The organism is Haloarcula japonica DSM 6131 (assembly GCF_000336635.1).
Taxonomy (GTDB): Archaea; Halobacteriota; Halobacteria; order Halobacteriales; family Haloarculaceae; genus Haloarcula; species Haloarcula japonica.
The window spans coordinates 195,240-214,267 of sequence record NZ_AOLY01000035.1; the positions used below are offsets into that span (position 1 = coordinate 195,240).

The following is a 19,028-nucleotide window of genomic DNA, read 5'->3' on the forward strand; positions in this document are numbered from 1 at the left end:
GGTCACCCCTCGACGATTTCGAAGCTCCGCTCGCCGAGTTCGTCCTCCTCGAAGACGAACACGCGACCGTTCGTTACGTCGTAGTCCACCTCAACCGCCGTCCGCATCTGATTGTCCCGAACCGTGACTCCCGGAAACAGTTCGTCTTCCTCACCGTCGTCGAGAATGACCCGGCCGACGCCCGTTTCTTCGAGAATATCGTCGTGCGTCCGGAGGTCGTTGACGTACACGAGGATACCCGAAGTTTCTGTCTCGTCGGTGATCAGAACGTGCGTGTCTTTGCCCGGCGCAGTCTGGATACTCCCTTCGACCGCCGTTGGGACGCCGTGGTAGAACGCCTGACGGCCGTCGAGGTACTCCACGACGACGCCGTCCTCGGTCAGCTCGACCGAGACGGTGTCCGGTGCGATATCAGACCGGTTGCTCATACCGTCAGTTCCGTCGGCGCGCTCAAAAGTGACGCGTTGTCCGTTTCGGCCAGTGAGCGGTCGCCACCGAACGTCGGACGTTCCGCCGGACGGGGTGCGAAAGGGACTAGTGACTCGCCTGTCTCCGTCCCAACATGACGAAGACCCTCGTCGTCGGACTCGACGGAGCGAGCTGGGAACTGCTCGACCCGTGGATCGAGGCCGGCGAGCTCCCGAACCTAGCCGCGCTGCGGGACACCGGTACCTGGGCGGGGACGCGGAGCTGTCTGCCGCCCGTAACCTTCCCGAACTGGAAGTGCTACTCCTCCGGGAAGGACCCCGGTGGGTTCGGTGTCTTCTGGTTCGAGAACGTCGACCTCGACGCGGGCGAAATCACCGTGATGAACGGCGGCGACTACGACACCGCCGAACTGTGGGACTACCTCAACGACGATGGACAGTCGGCCGGCGTCGTCAACATGCCGACGATGTACCCGCCGCGGGACATCGACGACCTCGTCGTCGCCGGCGGCCCGGACGCCGTCGAGGGTGAGTACCGCTCGATCAGCTCCGGTTACACCTCGCCGCCGGAACTGGCCGAGGAGCTAGAGTCCCGCTTCGATTACAGCGTCCACCCGGATCCGCTGCTGTCCTCGAATGACGAACGCGGCGCGGAGGTCGAGGCCATCCTGAACCTGCTGGAGAAGCGCTTCGAGGTGGCAACGACACTCTTGGACGAGCGGGACCTCGATTTCGTCCACGTCACGCTGTTTTACCTCAACGTCCTCCATCACTTCTTCTGGGACGACGAGCCGAGCCTGCGCGCGTGGCAGCTGGTCGACGAGTGGGTCGGCCGGCTCGACGACCGCGAGGACCTGAACCTGGTCCTGATGTCCGACCACGGCTGTGACGCGACCCAGACGGAGTTCTACATCAACGAATGGCTGGCCGAGAACGGCTACCAGGTCCGGGACACGAGCGTCGACGCGCTCCTCACCCGGATTGGGCTCGACCGTGAGAACCTGCTCGCGGTCGCAAAACGCGCTGGACTGGTGGACACGCTCGCCCGCGTCGTCCCAGAATCGATCCAGCAACTCGTCCCGCAACGTGACGGCGTCAAACGGGACCGCAAGCTCGAAGCCATCGATCTAGAGCAGACGAAAGTCGTCGCCAGCGGGCAGGGGCCGGTGTACATCAACCCTCGATTCGACGTGGAATCGGTTCGTGAGTCGCTCATGGCCGACCTCCGCGAGGTGGAAGACGAGCATGGACCGCTGTTCACTGACGTATACAGAGGCGAGGACGTGTACAACGGCCCCTACGTAGACGCAGGCCCGGAAGTTGTCGTCGACCAGCGCCCGGGCGTCCACGTCAACGACGGCATCGGCGGCGGGACTATCCAGAGCGGCCCCGACCGCTGGGCGGCCGAGAACACGCCCTACGGTATCTTCGCCGCCAGTGGCCCGGACTTCGAGCCACAGGGCGAACTCGACCGTATCAGCATTCTCGACATCGCACCGACGGTGCTGGCCGCCCACGGTTGTGCTGTCCCGACAGACATGCGCGGCGAGGTGCTGCCGGTGTTCCCCGAAGACCCCGATGTCGGCGAGCGTGAACCACTCAGTATCGATGACACTCTCGGAAGCGACGACGACGACGCCGTCGAAGACCGCCTGAAGCAACTGGGATACATGGAGTAGCCGAGTCCATGCGAGCGACTCCCGGTGAATGAGTGAACCCAATGGGATAAGTAGCCGCTCCCGGTACACTCCGGTATGGTTAGCATCGATCTGAACAACAGCCAGCGAACGATGCTTACGACGCTGGTAAACAGGTATCAACAGACCGGTGAGGCAGTTACCGGCGAGACAATCGCGGAGGAGATCGACCGGAACCCCGGAACGGTACGGAACCAGATGCAGAGTCTGACCTCGCTAGGACTCGTCGAAGGCATTCCCGGCCCAACGGGTGGGTTCAAGCCGACGTCCGAGGCCTTCGACGCAATCGACCGCCAGCAGATCGACGAGGCCGAGAGCGTCGTCGTCGCCCACGACTACGAGCGCGTCGACGTCACTGTCGAGGAAATCAACTTCACGAACGTCCATGACCCGGAGAAGTGCCGTGCCCGGTTCCACCTCCAGAGCTCGGTGCAGGACTTCAGTGAGGGACAGGCCGTCATTCTCGGGCCGACGCCGATTTCGAAACTCGTCGTCGCCGGGACGGTCGTCGCGGTCGACGAATCGAACAGCGAAATCCTCCTCGATGTCGCGAAGATCGAAGCACCTGTGGAAGAACCGGAGAAATAAGCGTTCCGTGCGACTGCGTAGCGTGCTGTAGCGCTTTCAGGGGTCGACGCGGTCGATCCACAGCGTCGGCGTCTCTATTTCGTCTTCGGTGGGCAGGGTGTCCGGTGAGTCCCAGACGCGCCCCGCCGCAGCGACGCCGCGGGCATCTGCGACTGTGTCGAAGAAGGCCTTCCCGCGCTCGTACTGCTGGCGTTTCATTCCCAGGCCGAGCAGTCGGCGCATGAGCGACGCGATGGGGCCACGTCCCTGCCGGCGCTCGTCGACCTTCCGGCGCAGGTCGTCGTACTCGTCGTCGAAGGCACGGTCCATGAGCAGTTCCGCGTACCCCTCGACAGCGGTCATCGTCGTATCGAGTTCGCCGAGCGTCGCCCGGTCGATGTTGCCGTCGGTGAGGTTGTCGATGGCGTCTTCCATCGCCGTTTCGAGGTGATCGGAGAGCCACGGGGCCGCGCCGAACTCCGCCGCGTGCGTGACTTCGTGGAAGGCGATCCAGCGGCGGAAGCGCTCCCGCTCGACGTTCAATTGGTCGGCGACCCGGTGGATGTTGGGACGTACGAAGTACAGTGCGTGGGCGTCGTTGTCTGCGAGCAGGACAGGATCGTACTGACCCAGGACGTTGTTCCCCAGAAACGAGAGTGCAACGGCCATCGACCCGGTGTTGACCACGCGGGCGATGCCGGGGATGTACTCGGCCTGCTGTTCTATCGGCTCCATCACGCGGCTGAACGTCGCGACGTTGGCATCGATCCAGTGATGGCGGTTCTGGATCTCGACGGTTTCGGGCAGGTCAAAGGCGAGTTCTCCGACCTCCCGGACGCGGTCTCTGGCGTCCCGAACGTCGGCTGCGTAGCCGTCGCGCTCGGGCGTCCCGACGTTGAGGTCGCCCGTGTCCGTCGCGCCCTTCGCGGCGTCCGCGACGGCACTCCAGTCGATAGGGCCGTCGCCGGTCGCGCCGGCGACAGCCTGAACACTGTGGTATATTCCCATACGTCTGAAATGTGGCGGGAGAAAATAGGCCTTCTCCCTGTAAAAACGACTACCCGCGTTCGATTCGGAAACGAGACGCTAGCCGCTACAGGTCGACGTCACTGTCAGCAGCGTCTTCGGACCCGCCGAGATACAGGCGCAAAACGAGCGCGACAACTGCGACGACACCGAGCACCGCCAGCGCAAGGCGGCCGACACTGGGGCCGCTGCCACCGTCCGTATCCGTTTCGTCGCTCGCTTTGTCCGTCCGGGACCGCGACCATCGGGATTTGCTGTTTGATTCGTCGTCATCGTCGGCGGCGCTGAACGGAGCGTTCGCGGTGAACTCCGCGCCGTCGAGATGCAGTTCGAGGAGAGTGAATTCTGCCATAGTGACAGTTCGACGCCGTGACTCTTAGCCGTGGCGGTACCAGAGCTACGGTGGGTCGGTCCCGTACCGGGCGCCGTCCGTTGTTTTCATGACAACGGAGCAATTATCTCGCGTATGGACACACGACGACGAGAGTTTCTCGAATCGCTACTGACAACGCCCGGCCCGTCTGGATACGAGGCCGACAGCCAGCGGGTGTGGCTCGACTACGTCAGTGAGTTCGCCGACGAGGTCCGAACGGACGACTACGGGAACGCCGTCGCGAAGGTCGAAGGCGGCAACACGACCGTCGCGCTCGCAGGTCACGGCGACGAAATCGGGTTCATCGTCCGGGACTTCACGGACGACGGCTTCGTCAAACTGGGCCGTATCGGCGGCTCTGACAAGACCGTCTCGCGCGGGCAACACGTCACCATTCATACGGCCGACGGTCCCGTCTCGGGCGTCGTGGGACAGACTGCCATTCACCTCCGAGATTCGGACGACGACTCCGTCCCGGAGATCGCCGAGCAGCACGTCGACGTGGGTGCAGTGGACGGCGATGAAGTGGAATCGCTCGTCGACCGCGGCGATCCGGTGACGTTCGTCCAGACGCTGAGCGAACTGGAGAACGGCCGGCTGGCGGCTCGGGGGATGGACAACCGCATCGGCATCTGGGCGGCCGCTGAGGGCCTCCGCCGCGCGGCAGAATCAGACCCGGACGCGACGGTGTACGCCGTCTCTACGGTCCAGGAAGAGGTCGGCGTGCAGGGCGCGAAGATGGTCGGATTCGACCTCGCACCCGATGTCGCCATCGCGGCGGACGTGACTCACGCAACGGACTCACCCGGCTCACCGAGCAAAGCCGGGACGGGTGTGGAACTCGGCGAGGGACCGGTCGTCGCTCGCGGGAGCGCGAACCATCCGGTCGCCGTCGACGCGCTCCGCGAGACGAGCGAGACCGAGGACATCGATATACAACTGCAGGCGACGGGCACGCGCACGGGGACCGATGCGGACGCCTTCTACACCTCACGAGGCGGGATCCCGTCGGTCAACGTCGGTCTGCCGAACCGCTACATGCACACGCCGGTCGAGGTCATCGACCCCGACGATCTAGACGCGCTCGCGGACCTGCTGGCCGGCTTCGCCGTCCAAGCGGCCGAGCAAGCGCCTTTTAGCGTCGACGTGTAGGATAGCGGAACGGTCTCGCGCGCCATCAGACAAACGGTACGTTTAAGCGGCCGTCACTATCCAAACCGTACATGAGTGGACGACCGCTGGATGTACTCGAAGCGTCCCTCGGTGAGACAGTCACCGTACAGCTGAAGGGTGGCGAAATCTTCGAAGGGGAACTCACCGGCTACGATCAACACATGAACCTCGTCGTCGAGGATGAAGACACAACGATTATACGCGGCGATAACGTCGTCTCAATTACTCCATGACTGGCGCAGGAACTCCGAGTCAGGGCAAGAAAAACACCACGACGCACACGAAGTGCCGACGGTGTGGCGAAAAGTCGTATCACACGAAAAAGAAGGTCTGCTCGTCGTGCGGTTTCGGCAAGTCGGCCAAGCGGCGTGACTACGAGTGGCAGTCGAAAGCGGGCGAATAACTCACTCAACACAAATGCACGAGAAGTGCGGCGTTGTTGGCATCTCTTTGGAGGACCGTGACGCCGCCCGACCGCTTTACTACTCCTTGTACGCGCTCCAGCACCGCGGCCAGGAATCGGCCGGTATCGTCACCCACGACGGATTCCAGCAGTACAGCCACGTCGAAATGGGACTCGTCGGTGACGCATTCGACCCTGGCGATCTGGAGGCGCTCAACGGCTCGAACGGTATCGGTCACGTCCGATACCCGACTGCCGGGAGCGTCAACGCCTGCTGTGCCCAGCCGTTCTCCGTCTCGTTCAAGTCGGGGTCGCTGGGACTGTCCCACAACGGGAATCTCGTCAACGCCGACGAGATCGGCGACGAACTGGCGGACCTCGGCCACGCCTTCACCTCCGATGGCGACACCGAGGTCATCGCCCACGACCTCGCGCGTAATCTCCTCGAGGAGGATCTGGTTCGGGCTGTCAAGCGAACGATGAACCGCATCCACGGGTCGTACTCGCTGACCATCATGCACGACGAGACGGTTCTCGGCGTGCGCGATCCGGAAGGGAACCGACCGCTGTGTATCGGTGAGCTTGAGGATGGCTACGTCCTCGCTTCCGAATCAGCAGCCATCGACACCCTTGACGGCGAGCTGATCCGTGATGTCAAGCCCGGTGAACTCGTCGTCCTGCACGCCGATGGCACCGGCTACGACACCTATCAGCTCGTCGAACCCGAGAACACGGCCCACTGCTTCTTCGAACACGTTTACTTCGCGCGACCGGACTCGACCATTGACGAGAACCTCGTCTACGAGGTCCGGCGCGAACTGGGCCGGAAACTCTGGGAGGAGTCCGGCGTCGAATCGGACGTGGTGTTGCCGGTGCCCGACTCCGGACGGGCCTTCGCTTCGGGCTACGCCGAAGCCGCACAGGACGACGGCTCGGACATCGAGTTCGCCGAGGGGCTGATGAAAAACCGGTACGTCGGCCGCACGTTCATCATGCCGACTCAGGACGAACGCGAGCGGGCCGTTCGGCTGAAGCTCAACCCCATCAAGTCAACAATCGAGGGGAAGCGCGTCACCATTATCGACGACTCTATCGTCCGTGGGACCACCTCGACGCAACTGATCCAGTTGCTGAAAGACGCCGGTGCCGAGGAGGTCCACGTCCGCATCGGTGCGCCGCCAATCGTCGCCCCGTGTTACATGGGTATCGACATGGCCTCCCGCGACGAACTCATCGCTGGAAACCAGTCAGTCGACGAAATCCGCGATGAGATCGAGGCGGACTCGCTATCGTATCTCTCTATCGACGCCATCGCGGAGACGCTGGAGACGAGCCGCACGGACCTCTGTCTCGGCTGTGTCACCGGGGAGTACCCCTACGACATCGAGGGCGAGGAGACGGACCGCGAGGTCGCCCGCCCCGAGATCGGGACCCCATCGAGTCCGGCCGACGACTAGCGTCGTCGGTGCTGCACAGCACTACATTTTTGCCCAGTCCGAGCGAGGAGCCGCCAATGCCAGGGCCGTCCTTCCTCGCAACCGACCGAACCGCCCTCCGGTCCCCGGAGCGAGACGACCTTGACTGGATACAGCGCGTCTTTCACGACGAGAAGGTCTGGGGGCTGGGGACGTACGCCCGCCCGCCGACCGGCGACCAGATGGAGACCTACTACGAAGAGACGCTTTCCGATGAGGACTCGGTCCATCTGCTGGTCTGTGTCGACCCGGCCGGGAGTCCGGGCCCAGTCGAGGACCGAACCGAGCCGGTTGGACTCGTCGCCATGACGGACCACGACCCGGAGCGGGGCACAGCCGAACTGGCCTACTGGCTCGATCCGGACGCCTGGGGGCAGGGGTACGCTACTGAGGCGGCAGACAGGCTGGTCCAGTATGGCTTCGACCAGCGGGCGCTCCGGAAGTGGGCAGCGAGAATCGTGGGCGGAAACGATCGCTCCGTCGCGGTGATCGAACGGCTGGGATTCACAAAGGAGGGGACACACCGGGCGGAGTGGTATCTCGACGGCGCGTGGCGAGACATGCTGTGGTTCGGCCTGCTCCGAACAGAGCGCGACTAGCCCTTACCAGACCAGATACAGCATCACGTACACGGCGATCCCCATCGAGAAGGAGATCAGCCACAGCCCCGCGGCCACCTTCCCGGCCCGCGGGTGGTTCGTCGACGGCAGCTCCGAGACCGGATAGGTGTAGGCCAGCAGCAAGACGTAGTACACCGCCGGGATGGCGATGATGGCAAGCAGGATGTGGACGGCGAGAAACGGCAGGTAAAAGTAGGTCTCGACAACTGATGGGCCGGTGAAGTCCGTCGGTCCTGCAAGTGTTATCCGGTAGAGGTACAGTACGAGAAACAGAGCGAACAGTCCGAACGAGGACAGCATCAACTTCCGGTGTCGGGCGACATCGCCGCGGCGTATCGCTCGGATACCGCCGACGATTGTACCGATAGCGAGAGCGCTGACAACGGCGTTGGCGTGGGGGATCGCCCCGAGAACGCTCGCGGGCGCAGCCGGGAGAGCGGACCGGGGGATCGCCCCGAGAACGGCCCCGAACACGAGCGCGAGCGACACGGCCGTCAACAGGCCAGTGAGTGCTGGCACGCGATACCGAGCCTGAAGATCCATACCACAACTCCGGACTGGACGCAAAATACGGTTTCGAGTCAGGTACGGCGAGGGGGAGTCCTACGTGGTTTTCGCTGCCGGCCGCTCAACGTCGGTTACGTTCAGCCGGACCCGTCCCGTGGAGTCGTTGGAGAGGGCGGTTTCCCACCCGTGACCGTGTGCGATTTCCCGGATCACGGCGAGATGGAGCCCAACCCCTTCGTCACTGGAGGTGTAGTAGAGTTCAAACGGTCCCTCCTTTCCCGTCTCCAACGGGGTGCCGTCGTGTTCGAGGGCGAACCCGTCGGCCGTATCCATGATCGTTATTTTGCCAGTGTCGCCCTGTTCCGTGGCGAACCGGAAGAAGTTCTCCGCGAGCTGGCGCAGCCGGTTGTTGTCGGCCAGTATCGTCTCGGTACAGTCGATTTCGATCGTCGACCCATTGGTGTCGACCGTCGTCCAGGCGTCCGCCATCACGTCGGAGAGCGTGACTGGTTCGACGGTGTACTGTCTGCCGCCCTGTCGGGCGATCTGCATGAGGTCGTCGATGAGAAACGACATACGGGTGTGGCTTCGCTGGATGGCGTCGAACTCCTCAGCGGCGTGTTCAGCGGCTAGCAGTTCGACTCGTCCCATCGCCGCCTGAAGCGGGTTCCGGAGCTCGTGTGAAATTATCTGTGCGAGCTCCCGGAGCCGCTCTTTCTGTCGTTCCAGTTCCGTCGTCCGCTGCTGGAGCGCGTCTTTCGTCTGGCTCGCGTCGATAGCCAGCGCGATGTTGTGGCCGACCTCTCTGAACGTATCCTGTTCTTCCGTGTCGAAGATGTCGACACGGTCGGCGTACACTCCGAGGACGCCGTACGAAGTCCCATCGTACACCAGTGGCACAGCGAGAACTCGGGTACAGTCCGTTTCCAGTGCGTCTGTGTCCTCCGTGACCGTTCCTGGGTCGATGTCTGCAACGACCAGTCGGTCCTCTGACTCGGCGCGGCGCAACGGCTCCGGGACGGTGATGGAGACACGGTCACGCCGTGAGCCCAGCGCTCGAACGACCGGCCTGTCGTGCTGACAGGTCACCGTACAGGCCTCGCTGTATCTGGCCGTGCCCGCCAGAACCGCCGTGATATCGCGTTCGATATCCATCCGCGACTGTGAGCGGACGAGGGCCTGATTGACCAGCCGGACGGCCTCGTTGAGCTGCTTTCGCTTGTTTGCCCGTTGGCGGGCGGGGCTGGACGCGACGGCGGCGTCGACCTGTGCCAGCAGTCGCTGGTGGGCGTCGTTCACGGTACTCGGAACGTAGCCGAACACGTCGCGGCTGTACGCTTCGCGGGCGATGTCGCCGTTTGTCACCTCGGCGAAGAGGACGACCGGGAGTTCGGGATGGCTCTCCCGCAACCGTTCGATAACCGTCAGCCCACCGAGATACTGTGTCCCGTCCAGGTTCTCCACTTCGCAGTTCGTGACGACGCAGTCCGCGTCGTAATCGCCGAGCGCACATTCCAGATCACGAAGCCCGTCGAACTCGTGGACGGTGAGACCACTGTCCCGGAGCATCGAAATCGCGGCCCTGTCCTGACTCGGACTGCGGACAAACAGGACGGTGGGCTGTGACTTCATCACCCTTCCGAGGAGATACATACATAAAGAAGTTACACCCTAACTATCGCTACTGGTGACATTTCCCGTCCCAGCGACGCTCTCTCCCAATTTAGGGGACGATTTATACACGTGGCACCGAATTCTCTGCTGATGGCACAATCGGGACTGGAAACCCATCGGACCCGGTCGGCAGTCATCGATGCGATGCAATCACTTATTCACAGTGCTGAGGAGAGTCTGACGATTGCGGTCCCGAAATCGGCCCTCCCTGAGTTTGTGCCGCAACTCAGCGCTGCAATCGAGCGGGATGTGCTGGTGCTGTTGCTAGTCTACGGCGATGAGACAGCCCCAACACCCGCATACGAGGACATCGCCACGGCGGTGAGGACAATCGAGAGCGGAATTACCCCACTGCTTGTGACCGCTGATATGCAGCGTGGACTCACGGGACATTCCGGACTGCTGACTGGCTCGACGACGGACTATCAGGCGACCGAGTTCGATAACGAGAATCTCGCACACGATGAGTTCACGATGTTTCTCGGCAGTCACTGGCTGATGGGGACGGAATGCTACATCGCCGACGTATGTGTGTTCCCACGGACGTTTTCCGCGTTCCAGTTCGCGGTGCTTGCGGCGGCGCTAGCCCTGCGTGAGGGAACGCCGATCACTGCTCGCGCTCGGGTACTCTCGACGGCGGACCGCACTGAGACGACGATAGCAGGACCAGTAATAAACGCCCGGCAGAGTATCGTCTATCCCGCGTCGAGTAAGAACCCAGCCGAACGGTCGCTCACCATCGAAACCGATTCCGGACCGGTCACTGTCGGCGGGTCAGGTGCAACAAGAGAGGTCTACGAGTGTCACGAAATCACACTGGACAGGGCTGATGACGAATAACACAGCGTGAAGACCGCTATACTACGTAAAAATCAGCGGTAGTGTGTCGACCGTCGCTACTGGAAGGTGCGGCTGGCCGTGCTCTCGTCGGTGACGCCGGGTTCGGCCCGGTCGAAGCGCTGCTCGATCTCGTCGTAGCGCTCGCGGGTCTCCTCGGTGACGCTGGGGCCGACTTCGGAGAGCGCGTGCTCGAAGTGGTCCATCGTCACGCGGACGTTACTGACGCTATCGCCGATTTCCTCGGGGTCCACGCTGTTGATGAACTCCCGGGTCGCAGCCATCGACGCCTCGCGGGCGACCGCTTCGATGTCCGCGCCGACGTAGCCGTCCGTTCGACTGGCCAGTTCGTCGAGGTCGACGCCGTCGGCCAGCGGCTTGCTACGGGTGTGGACCTGGAAGATGGCGCGCCGGGCTTCCTCGTCCGGGACGGGCACGTGAACGTGCCTGTCGAGTCGGCCGGGGCGCAGAAGCGCGTCGTCGATGAGGTCCGGCCGGTTCGTGGTCGCGACGACCACGACGTTCTCCATCTCCTCGATGCCGTCCAGTTCCGTCAGGAGCTGGGAGACGACGCGTTCGCCGACGCCGGAGTCGGTCGTGCCGCCGCCACGTTCGCCGGCGATGGAGTCGATCTCGTCGAAAAACACCACGGTCGGGGCGTTCTCGCGGGCCTTGCTGAACACTTCGCGGACGCCCTTTTCGGACTCGCCGACGAACTTGTTCAGGAGTTCCGGCCCCTTCACGGAGATGAAGTTAGACTGGGCCTCGTTGGCGACGGCTTTCGCCAGCAGCGTCTTCCCGGTGCCGGGCGGGCCGTACATCAGTACGCCCTTTGCGGCTTCCAGATCCATCGACTCGAACACGTCCTCGTACTCCAGGGGCCACTGGATGGTCTCCCGGAGCCGCTCCTTGGTGCCTTCGAGGCCACCGACGGAGTCCCAGGTGACGTCCGGGACTTCGACGAAGACCTCACGGAGTGCGGAGGGCTCGATGCCCTTCATCGCCTCACGGAAGTCCGTATCACTGATCTCCAGCCGCTCCAGCACCTCGGCATCGATCTCGTCGGATTCGAGGTCGAGTTCGGGGCGGATACGTCGGAGTGCGTTCATCGCGCTCTCTTTCGTGAGGGTCGCGAGGTCAGCGCCGACGAAGCCGTGGGTATTCTCGGCGTAGTTCTCAATGTCGATCTCTTCGGAGAGGGGCATCCCGCGGGTGTGGACCTGCAGGATCTCCTTGCGGCCCTCCTTGTCCGGGACGCCGATCTCGATCTCGCGGTCGAAGCGGCCACCACGGCGCAGCGCCGGGTCGATAGCGTCGACCCGGTTGGTCGCGCCGATGACGATGACCTGCCCGCGCTCTTCGAGCCCGTCCATTAGGCTGAGCAGTTGGGCGACGACGCGGCGCTCCACGTCGCCCTGGGTCTCACCGCGCTTGGGGGCGATTGAGTCGATCTCGTCGATGAAGACGATAGCGGGGGAGTTCTCCGAAGCCTCGTCGAAGACTTCGCGGAGTTGCTCCTCACTCTCGCCGTAGTACTTCGACATGATCTCCGGGCCGGAGATGGTAGTGAAGTACGCGTCGATCTCGTTGGCGACGGCCTTGGCCATCAGCGTCTTGCCGGTACCGGGCGGGCCGTGCAGGAGGACGCCCTTCGGCGGTTCGATGCCGAGCTGCTGGAACAGTTCGGGGTGGCGCATCGGCAGCTCGATCATCTCGCGGACCTGTTCGAGCTCGCGGTCGAGGCCGCCGATGTCCTCGTAGGTCACGTCGGGCGTGTCGCTCGCTTCGGGCGCGCCCTCGCCGCTGTGGACCTGCTCGGCGGGCATCTCGCTGACCTGGATGTCCGTGGAGTCGGTCACGACGACCGTGCCGGAGGGCTCGGTCTCGGCGATCTTCAGCGGGATCTTCTGGCCGGACATCGAGGAGAGCGGCCCGAGACCGAAGCTGACGGGAACCGTCTGGCCTTGCGTGACGGCCTGCCCGCTGAGGTTGTTGCGGATCATCGGGCCGACGTTGCCCCGAACCCGGAGGTTCTGGGGCAGGGCGACGGTGACCGAGGTCGCGGGGTTGACATCGGCCTTTTCGATGTTGACTGGGTCGTCGATACCGACGTTGGCCTCCTGACGAAGCTGCCCGTCAATGCGAACGATACCCTTCCCCTCGTCCTCGGGGTAGCCGGGCCAGACCCGGGCGACCGCGCGGCTGTCTTGTTTCCCTTCGAGAACGATGTAGTCGCCGTTCTCGAGTTCGAGTTCGTCCATCGCGGCGCGGTCGATAGCCGCGAGGCCACGGCCGGCGTCTTTCTGTTTGAGTGGTTTAACAGTAAGTCTCATCAGTAATCTCCCTCGCGCTCTGACAGTTCGATAGTGAGAACCCCGTGATTGATAAACGCTCGTGCGTCACCGGCAGGGATCTCCTGTTCGTGTTGATGGCCGTCAGCGACGACGATGACGGTCCCGTCGACCACATCGACACTCGCATCGGCAGCGGGTCCCACGTCCGCCGCGAGCACGACGCTGTCGTCGTACTCGAATCGGCGGAGGGGCGTCTCGTCGAACAACTGCTGTTCTGAAGTCATGCTAACTCAAAGTAAGCGTGGTAAGTATATAAACCTATCGCCGAAATACGCTGTACGGCGGGAAAAATATTGGAGTTGCTTGAATGCGGTTCACACCTATTCTGGGCGCGCCAACCTTTTATCCACACCGCTTCCAAACGGTGTCGCATGAACTGGGTCGACCACGACGGGCGAGTCACAGCGTACAGAGAGACACAGTCTGCTGCTTCGGGGCCGACGGCGCTGTACGTCCACGGTAGCGGTGCGACACATCGCGTGTGGGGCCGCCAGTACGCCCCATCCGGACCGACTCATCCCGCTGTCGCGCTGGACCTGTCCGGGCACGGTGAATCCGACGATATCGACGCCGATGCCGGGACGGCGACACTCGACGCATACGCGGACGACGTGGTCGCTGTGGGGCGGGAGACGGACGCGGACGTGCTGGTCGGCAATTCGCTAGGTGGGGCCGTCGCCCAGTGGGTCGCACTGGAGCGAGACTGGACGCCCGAAGCGGTGGTGCTGCTTGGAACCGGCCCCGAACTGCCGGTGTTTGAGGGGTTGCAGGAATGGCTGGCAAACGACTGGGACCGCGCCGTCAAGTTCCTGCACGAACGGGACCGCCTGTTCCACGACACCGACCACGACGCCATCTCCCGCTCCCGCGAGCAGATGGAAGCAGTCGGGCAGGCGGTGACCCGCCGCGACTTCATGACGTGTCACGGTTTCGACGTACAGCACCGACTAGGCGAGATTAACGTTCCTGTGCTGGCCGTCTGTGGCGAGCACGACAAACTGACTCCCCGTGCGTATCACGAGACGTTGGCCCACGAGGTCTCCGACGGCGAGGTGTCGTTCGTCCCCGACGCCGCACACCTTGCAATGGTCGAACAACACGAGACGTTCAACGACATTCTGAGGGAGTTCATCGAAGACACAGCCTGAGCGGAACGCGACTGGGGAGTTATTCTCCGGGGTACACCCACGGGCCGAGTGCGAAAAACAGCAGGGCGATAGCGAGCATCGCCCGTGGGCCAGCCCGGAAGAACGCCGTCGGTGCGATGACGGCGACGGCTTGTACAACACCCATCGGGATGGCGTATTTCGGTCCCGGCTTTGGATAGTCGAAGGGCGCAATCATCGCGAACGAGAGGGCGAGTGCGCCGATACTCAACACAAGCGGGTTCGTAATACCACTCAGATACGCCGTCGCGATGATGATACTCCCGAGCGTGTTCGGCATACCCGGCCGCTCGTCGGGTGCGTCGAAATACGTCGAGTAGAACGCCGTTCTGACGATTGAACACACGACGTACGCAGAGGCGAGCAGGGCGAGGCCCACGAACACAGCCGGATGGGCGGATTCGATACCGCCGTAGGCGTCCGTCAACAGTACGTACAGAAAGAGGCTCGGTGTCGCGCCGAAGGAGACCACGTCAGTCACAGAGTCGAGCAGCGGACCGACCGCCGAACTGTCGCCGTTCCGGGCGACGATCCCGTCAATCGCGTCGGCGATAACTGCCAGCAGAATGAGCCGAGCGGCCAGATGCGGATCGGTGAAGGCGATGGCTCCGGCGACGAAGCCGACGACGGCGTTGAACAACGTCACCGTGTCGGCGACACTGAGTCGTCGGCGTATCTCGAAGCCCATGGTTCCCCGGTGTGCCAGGGCGTATATGAAGGACTCGAAACCGAACGCCCTGCAGTGCCGACGGCCGAACGTTACTCATCCGGGAGGTCGTGTCCGATGCGGAAGCGAGCAACGGTGGCGAGCGTCCCAACGACGAGAACGACCAGTTCCCAGCCGCTCCGGGCGATGGGGAACACGCGGTCGACGGTTTCGGGTTCCGGCTGTCCCGGATTGGGATCGACGCCCGTGCTCATCTGTACCTCGCTGGAGTTACCCATCGACTGTGTGGTCGACCCGCCGCTCCCGCCCGTGCCGGTACCACCGGAACCCTGAGCGGGCGGCTCGGGCAGTTCGACGAACGTCTGGACGATGCCGCGCTGGCTCGACAGCTCTAGGTGGCCGCTGAGCTGATAGAACTGGTCGTACAGCGGCCAGAAGAGGTTCGCGCCGCCCGTAATCAGGTCCAGCAGTACGTGACCTACCGCGTACACCACGACACAGAACCAACTGACTCGTACACCGTAGGCCCCCCAGCGGCCCTTGATATACGATTCGTCACGCACGTATAGGTCGATTCCGATGAGGAGCGCCAGCACCGCCGGGATGACGAGGTTCGTCGTCGCGGCCCGGTGACCGGCCTGCCAGTAAAGCCCGAGGAACGCGTCTATGTCGGGGAATGTGACGACGAGTATCGACAGGAGGAGCGACCGCTTATCGAATGCAGCACCCAGCAGCGTTGCAGCGAGTAACCCAACAAAGGCGTAGTGAACAACCAGCGAAGGCATAAAGATATCAATACCACCACAGAAATGAGCGTTGTGGTGGGCTCTATCAGAATTAGAAACTACCCCACTTGATTAATATAGCCACAGTAAATACGTTGTTAGTGGGGAATTGGTGGGGTGGAACGGCACCCACTATCACTTCTGTAGGCAGCATAGACACGTCGAGTCAAAACAGCGAAAACGGGAACTGTTCAGTCCGCAGTGATTTCCTGCTGTGCCGTGGCCATCTCATCCTTCATTGGGGCGACGAGCCTGTAGAGCCCGTACAGCGCCAGGACCAGGAGGCCGGCCAGGACCAGCCCGGTCCGGAGCGTCGGATCGATCATCGGCGTCGCGATGATCTCGCCCGCGTCGTTCGTCAGCGGTGCCGCGCTGTAGGGCTTACCCGCCAGTATCTCCACGATGCCGAGGACGACGACGCCCAGCAGCATCAGTCCGCCGCTGAGTGCCATCGCCGCTTTGTCGATGACGGTGGTGTGTTGTTGCATTGGTGGTCACCTCCTTAACCGAGCAGGTACCTGAGTTTCGGGTGTTGTTTCACCAGTTTGGTCTTCTCGATGATCGCATCGAGGCCGTAGTAGCGACCGGTAGCCAGCACGATCATCGTCACGAACAGCAGCAGGCCCATGAAGTCGCTGTTGACCAGCCCATGGCCGAACTCCGCGTTGCCGATCCAGAACAGGGACATGAAGAAGACCCCGAAGACGGAGGCGAGCCTGACTAGCGCGCCGACCATCAGCCCGAGCCCGATGAGCGTCTCACCGAGCGGGACCATCGCCTGAATGAGCCAGCCCAGGTGTTCGCCCAGCAGCACGGGGATCGGACCGAGCGCCGTGCCGGTCATCTGCTTGAGGTAGGTCGGCCCGTACGTGTAGGCCAGCCCGTCCTCGATGAGCTTCGTTACGCCGGAGTGGAAGAACCACCAGCCGGTTACGACACGCAGGAACGCCAGCCAGTACGCGGTCCAGGCCCCGCCGAGCTCGAGTTCGAAGTCGTCTGCCAGGGGGTTCGCCGCTTGATAGGACATCTGTGTCACCTCACATGTGGAGTTCCGCACCACGGTGGGATATAAGGGCCTGGGTGTTCTCACAGAGTGAAAACCTATCTCAGCGGCTGAGAAGGGACATATCATCGATTTAGCGTATCCCCGCCCGTTCGGCTGTGAGTTTTTATATACTTTCGCAGGGTCGGGAGTCGCTCACGGGCCACCGTGAGGTTCAAACCCTCTATGCGACTACGATACGACACCAATGGTACTCGAACTGACGGGCGAACACACCACGGCGCGAGTGATGGTCGATGACGAGTCGCTCGTCGAGAGCGGGTGTCGGGAGCAGATCGAGACGCTCATCGACCATCCCGCGTTCACCGAACCGGTGCGGATCATGCCGGACACGCACTGGGGTGCCGGCGCACCCATCGGCTTCACGATGCCGCTCGGCGAGCGGGTCGTCCCGAACATCGTCGGCGTCGACGTTGGCTGTGGGATGGCCGCGACGAATCTCGGACCGGAACTTCCGCTGGAAGACGAAGAGCGCGAGCGCCGCGTCCGGGAAGCGGTCCCGATGGGCCGGAACGTCCACGACTACGACGACGCCGTCCACCTCGTCGAGGAGTTCCCCTTCGAGCGAGCCAACCGCATCTTCGAGCAGTTCGACGCGGCCTACGCCGAGCGGTTCGGTGAACACATCGATCCCGTAGAGTTCGACTTCGAGGGCTACGACGAGGACTACTTCGAGTCGCTGTGTGACCGCGTACTGGCGGATCAGCGCCAGGGAATGGGGTACATAATCAAGAGTGCGGGAACGTTAGGCGGCGGGAACCATTTCGTCGAGTTCGGCCAGGCACGCGAGTCGGGCGACTACTGGCTAGTCATCCACAGCGGGTCCCGATATCTGGGCAAATCCGTCGCCGAGTACTGGCAGTCGACGGCGACGGACCGCCGGACAATCGGCGATATCCGCGAGCAGATTCCCGATGAGTACGTCGAGTACCTGAAATTCGACCCCGACACGGTCGAATCCCGCGACCTCTACGCCTGGGTCACCGGCGGCATGGGCGAGTCCTACATCCGGAAGGACCGCCTCCGCCGCGAACTTGACGGCAAGGAGATCGAGGACGCCTTCGATGCGCTGGGACAGGTCCAGGACGCCATCCACAGCAGTGACGACGAGGACCGCAACACGGACCTTGACTGGCTGGAGGGCCGCGAGGCCCACGGCTACCTGGTCGATATGCTGTTCGCTCAGCAGTACGCCCGCTGGAACCGCGAACTGATGAGCGACGCCGTCTGCAACACTCTCGGAATCGACCCGGTTGACCGCTTCCAGTCGATACACAACTACATCGACTTCCGCGACCTGACCATCCGCAAGGGGGCGACGCCGGCCCGCGAGGACCAGCGGTTGCTGGTCCCGTTCAACATGGCTGACGGGTCGATTATCGCACGCGGGAAGGGTAACGACGAGTACCATCAGACAGCACCACACGGCGCGGGTCGCGTGATGAGTCGCCGACAGGCCCACAGCGAGATCGACATGGACGAGTTCGCCGCGGCGATGGACGGCGTCTACTCGGAGTCCGTCATCGAGGGCGTCCGCGACGAAGCACCGATGGCGTACAAGGATGCCGACGCGATTCTCTCGGCCATCCAGCCGACTGCCGCGGTCGTCGAGTACGTTGACGCCGTGCATAACCTGAAGGCAACTGAGTGAGCGGATCTGTTGGGCTGGCAGAAAGTGATTAGGACACGAAGACCCTGTCTCCTGTATGACCATTCTTGTGGCTATCGCCAACGATTCGGTCTCTCCGACGGTCATCGATACGGCGGTTCGACTCGCCGACGGGCTTGACGAGGAACTGTACGTCGTCCATCTCGTCGACGAAGACACCGCTGACGGCACGGCCATGCAACTCCGGGACGAGATGCGCGACCGGTTCCGCGACGCCACCGTCGTGGCGACGGTCGCTATCGAACACGTCGGCCGGTCAGCAATGCGTTCGGGTACGCGGATCGGCAACGAACTGCTCGAACTCGCGGCTGACGTGGATGTGCAGCACATCGTCATGGGCCACGAGCCGAAGGGCCTGGCCGGCAGACTCCGGGATGGCGACGCCGCAGTCGCTGTAATCGACGCTGCCGACGTGCCCGTTACTATCGTTCCGGAAGGTCCCGTCGACGTGTGAACGCCGCTCGGCGTATCACAGGCCCAGTCCCCGGCCGAGCACTATCCGTTGTTCGCCGGGAACGTCGAACTCCATATCAGATGTGTGTCT

General features: G+C 63.0%; 22 protein-coding genes. 11 read left to right on the top strand and 11 right to left on the bottom strand.

The features are described 5' to 3' along the window. Positions 1-2 precede the first annotated feature (2 nt). Complete coding sequence (locus C444_RS10725; RefSeq protein WP_004592841.1) at positions 3-428, bottom strand: DUF5796 family protein; 426 nt, start codon at positions 426-428, stop codon at positions 3-5. A gap of 134 nt (positions 429-562) precedes the next feature. On the opposite strand from C444_RS10725, the gene C444_RS10730 reads away from it, so the two are divergent. Further along, the gene (locus tag C444_RS10730) at positions 563-2,107 is read left to right on the top strand and encodes an alkaline phosphatase family protein (protein ID WP_004592843.1); all 1,545 of its coding nucleotides are present in this window, start codon (positions 563-565) and stop codon (positions 2,105-2,107) included. A 75-nt stretch (positions 2,108-2,182) separates the two neighbouring features. Beyond that, positions 2,183-2,713 carry an HTH domain-containing protein gene (locus C444_RS10735; protein WP_004592845.1) on the top strand — a complete coding sequence of 177 codons (531 nt, stop codon included), beginning with the start codon at positions 2,183-2,185 and terminating at the stop codon, positions 2,711-2,713. A 36-nt stretch (positions 2,714-2,749) separates the two neighbouring features. On the opposite strand, the gene C444_RS10740 is transcribed toward C444_RS10735, so the two are convergent. Continuing rightward, positions 2,750-3,700, bottom strand: a complete 951-nt coding sequence (locus C444_RS10740) for a zinc-dependent metalloprotease (RefSeq protein WP_004592847.1) — start codon at positions 3,698-3,700, stop codon at positions 2,750-2,752. Between the two features lie 85 nt (positions 3,701-3,785). Then, positions 3,786-4,070, bottom strand: coding sequence for a hypothetical protein (locus C444_RS10745; protein WP_004592849.1), 285 nt, complete (start codon positions 4,068-4,070; stop codon positions 3,786-3,788). 114 nt (positions 4,071-4,184) lie between these two features. Here C444_RS10745 and C444_RS10750 point away from each other — a divergent pair, with 114 nt between their 5' ends. The 5 genes from C444_RS10750 to C444_RS10765 all read left to right on the top strand — a co-directional run bounded on the left by C444_RS10750 (position 4,185) and on the right by C444_RS10765 (position 7,741). Next, the gene (locus C444_RS10750; protein WP_004592850.1) at positions 4,185-5,243 is read left to right on the top strand and encodes a M20/M25/M40 family metallo-hydrolase; all 1,059 of its coding nucleotides are present in this window, start codon (positions 4,185-4,187) and stop codon (positions 5,241-5,243) included. Between the two features lie 71 nt (positions 5,244-5,314). Next, positions 5,315-5,497, top strand: a complete 183-nt coding sequence (locus C444_RS10755; RefSeq protein ID WP_004592851.1) for an LSM domain-containing protein — start codon at positions 5,315-5,317, stop codon at positions 5,495-5,497. Further along, positions 5,494-5,667: a 50S ribosomal protein L37e gene (locus tag C444_RS21275; protein ID WP_004517916.1), complete on the top strand. Its 174-nt coding sequence runs from the start codon at positions 5,494-5,496 to the stop codon at positions 5,665-5,667. Before C444_RS10755 ends, C444_RS21275 begins: the two co-directional genes overlap by 4 nt. 14 nt (positions 5,668-5,681) lie before the next feature. Continuing rightward, on the top strand, positions 5,682-7,124 hold the full coding sequence (gene purF, locus C444_RS10760; RefSeq protein WP_004592852.1) for an amidophosphoribosyltransferase: 1,443 nt from the start codon (positions 5,682-5,684) through the stop codon (positions 7,122-7,124). A 56-nt stretch (positions 7,125-7,180) separates the two neighbouring features. After that, a complete protein-coding gene (locus C444_RS10765; protein ID WP_004592853.1) occupies positions 7,181-7,741 on the top strand; it encodes a GNAT family N-acetyltransferase in 561 nt (186 codons plus the stop codon). Positions 7,742-7,744: 3 nt separating this feature from the next. On the opposite strand, the gene C444_RS10770 is transcribed toward C444_RS10765, so the two are convergent. Both C444_RS10770 and C444_RS10775 read right to left on the bottom strand, forming a co-directional pair. Continuing rightward, positions 7,745-8,305 carry a DUF420 domain-containing protein gene (locus C444_RS10770; RefSeq protein WP_004592854.1) on the bottom strand — a complete coding sequence of 187 codons (561 nt, stop codon included), beginning with the start codon at positions 8,303-8,305 and terminating at the stop codon, positions 7,745-7,747. Positions 8,306-8,365: 60 nt separating this feature from the next. After that, complete coding sequence (locus C444_RS10775) at positions 8,366-9,901, bottom strand: sensor histidine kinase (RefSeq protein ID WP_049909419.1); 1,536 nt, start codon at positions 9,899-9,901, stop codon at positions 8,366-8,368. Positions 9,902-10,030: 129 nt separating this feature from the next. Between C444_RS10775 and C444_RS10780 the strand changes: the two genes are divergently transcribed. Next, positions 10,031-10,783, top strand: a complete 753-nt coding sequence (locus C444_RS10780; protein WP_049909428.1) for a TrmB family transcriptional regulator sugar-binding domain-containing protein — start codon at positions 10,031-10,033, stop codon at positions 10,781-10,783. 56 nt (positions 10,784-10,839) lie between these two features. On the opposite strand, the gene C444_RS10785 is transcribed toward C444_RS10780, so the two are convergent. Together C444_RS10785 and C444_RS10790 are read right to left on the bottom strand one after the other, a co-directional pair. Continuing rightward, positions 10,840-13,113 carry a CDC48 family AAA ATPase gene (locus C444_RS10785; protein WP_004592857.1) on the bottom strand — a complete coding sequence of 758 codons (2,274 nt, stop codon included), beginning with the start codon at positions 13,111-13,113 and terminating at the stop codon, positions 10,840-10,842. Beyond that, a complete protein-coding gene (locus C444_RS10790) occupies positions 13,113-13,358 on the bottom strand; it encodes a DUF7127 family protein (protein ID WP_004592858.1) in 246 nt (81 codons plus the stop codon). The genes C444_RS10785 and C444_RS10790 overlap by 1 nt, the downstream gene beginning before the upstream one ends. Before the next feature lie 147 nt (positions 13,359-13,505). Between C444_RS10790 and C444_RS10795 the strand changes: the two genes are divergently transcribed. Beyond that, on the top strand, positions 13,506-14,282 hold the full coding sequence (locus C444_RS10795) for an alpha/beta fold hydrolase (RefSeq protein ID WP_004592859.1): 777 nt from the start codon (positions 13,506-13,508) through the stop codon (positions 14,280-14,282). 19 nt (positions 14,283-14,301) lie between these two features. Here the strand turns inward: C444_RS10795 and C444_RS10800 are convergent, their stop codons facing one another. The 4 genes from C444_RS10800 to C444_RS10815 form a co-directional block, all read right to left on the bottom strand. Continuing rightward, positions 14,302-14,988 carry a protein sorting system archaetidylserine synthase gene (locus C444_RS10800; protein ID WP_004592860.1) on the bottom strand — a complete coding sequence of 229 codons (687 nt, stop codon included), beginning with the start codon at positions 14,986-14,988 and terminating at the stop codon, positions 14,302-14,304. Between the two features lie 71 nt (positions 14,989-15,059). Further along, positions 15,060-15,752 carry a metal-dependent hydrolase gene (locus C444_RS10805; protein WP_004592861.1) on the bottom strand — a complete coding sequence of 231 codons (693 nt, stop codon included), beginning with the start codon at positions 15,750-15,752 and terminating at the stop codon, positions 15,060-15,062. A 191-nt stretch (positions 15,753-15,943) separates the two neighbouring features. After that, the gene (locus C444_RS10810; protein ID WP_004592862.1) at positions 15,944-16,240 is read right to left on the bottom strand and encodes a hypothetical protein; all 297 of its coding nucleotides are present in this window, start codon (positions 16,238-16,240) and stop codon (positions 15,944-15,946) included. Between the two features lie 14 nt (positions 16,241-16,254). Next, complete coding sequence (locus C444_RS10815; RefSeq protein WP_004592863.1) at positions 16,255-16,779, bottom strand: DoxX family membrane protein; 525 nt, start codon at positions 16,777-16,779, stop codon at positions 16,255-16,257. 223 nt (positions 16,780-17,002) lie between these two features. Here C444_RS10815 and C444_RS10820 point away from each other — a divergent pair, with 223 nt between their 5' ends. Further along, the gene (locus tag C444_RS10820) at positions 17,003-18,466 is read left to right on the top strand and encodes an RNA-splicing ligase RtcB (RefSeq protein WP_004592864.1); all 1,464 of its coding nucleotides are present in this window, start codon (positions 17,003-17,005) and stop codon (positions 18,464-18,466) included. Between the two features lie 55 nt (positions 18,467-18,521). Then, positions 18,522-18,938 (top strand): universal stress protein, encoded by a 417-nt coding sequence (locus C444_RS10825; RefSeq protein WP_004592865.1) that lies wholly within the window; start codon positions 18,522-18,524, stop codon positions 18,936-18,938. Positions 18,939-19,028 lie beyond the last annotated feature (90 nt).

Coding starts and splice junctions, on each gene's coding strand:
- C444_RS10725 (WP_004592841.1), bottom strand. CDS start 428: ATGAGCAACCGGTCTGATATCGCACCGGACACCGTCTCGGTCGAGCTG.
- C444_RS10730 (WP_004592843.1), top strand. CDS start 563: ATGACGAAGACCCTCGTCGTCGGACTCGACGGAGCGAGCTGGGAACTG.
- C444_RS10735 (WP_004592845.1), top strand. CDS start 2,183: ATGGTTAGCATCGATCTGAACAACAGCCAGCGAACGATGCTTACGACG.
- C444_RS10740 (WP_004592847.1), bottom strand. CDS start 3,700: ATGGGAATATACCACAGTGTTCAGGCTGTCGCCGGCGCGACCGGCGAC.
- C444_RS10745 (WP_004592849.1), bottom strand. CDS start 4,070: ATGGCAGAATTCACTCTCCTCGAACTGCATCTCGACGGCGCGGAGTTC.
- C444_RS10750 (WP_004592850.1), top strand. CDS start 4,185: ATGGACACACGACGACGAGAGTTTCTCGAATCGCTACTGACAACGCCC.
- C444_RS10755 (WP_004592851.1), top strand. CDS start 5,315: ATGAGTGGACGACCGCTGGATGTACTCGAAGCGTCCCTCGGTGAGACA.
- C444_RS21275 (WP_004517916.1), top strand. CDS start 5,494: ATGACTGGCGCAGGAACTCCGAGTCAGGGCAAGAAAAACACCACGACG.
- purF (WP_004592852.1), top strand. CDS start 5,682: ATGCACGAGAAGTGCGGCGTTGTTGGCATCTCTTTGGAGGACCGTGAC.
- C444_RS10765 (WP_004592853.1), top strand. CDS start 7,181: ATGCCAGGGCCGTCCTTCCTCGCAACCGACCGAACCGCCCTCCGGTCC.
- C444_RS10770 (WP_004592854.1), bottom strand. CDS start 8,305: ATGGATCTTCAGGCTCGGTATCGCGTGCCAGCACTCACTGGCCTGTTG.
- C444_RS10775 (WP_049909419.1), bottom strand. CDS start 9,901: ATGAAGTCACAGCCCACCGTCCTGTTTGTCCGCAGTCCGAGTCAGGAC.
- C444_RS10785 (WP_004592857.1), bottom strand. CDS start 13,113: ATGAGACTTACTGTTAAACCACTCAAACAGAAAGACGCCGGCCGTGGC.
- C444_RS10790 (WP_004592858.1), bottom strand. CDS start 13,358: ATGACTTCAGAACAGCAGTTGTTCGACGAGACGCCCCTCCGCCGATTC.
- C444_RS10795 (WP_004592859.1), top strand. CDS start 13,506: ATGAACTGGGTCGACCACGACGGGCGAGTCACAGCGTACAGAGAGACA.
- C444_RS10800 (WP_004592860.1), bottom strand. CDS start 14,988: ATGGGCTTCGAGATACGCCGACGACTCAGTGTCGCCGACACGGTGACG.
- C444_RS10805 (WP_004592861.1), bottom strand. CDS start 15,752: ATGCCTTCGCTGGTTGTTCACTACGCCTTTGTTGGGTTACTCGCTGCA.
- C444_RS10810 (WP_004592862.1), bottom strand. CDS start 16,240: ATGCAACAACACACCACCGTCATCGACAAAGCGGCGATGGCACTCAGC.
- C444_RS10815 (WP_004592863.1), bottom strand. CDS start 16,779: ATGTCCTATCAAGCGGCGAACCCCCTGGCAGACGACTTCGAACTCGAG.
- C444_RS10820 (WP_004592864.1), top strand. CDS start 17,003: ATGGTACTCGAACTGACGGGCGAACACACCACGGCGCGAGTGATGGTC.
- C444_RS10825 (WP_004592865.1), top strand. CDS start 18,522: ATGACCATTCTTGTGGCTATCGCCAACGATTCGGTCTCTCCGACGGTC.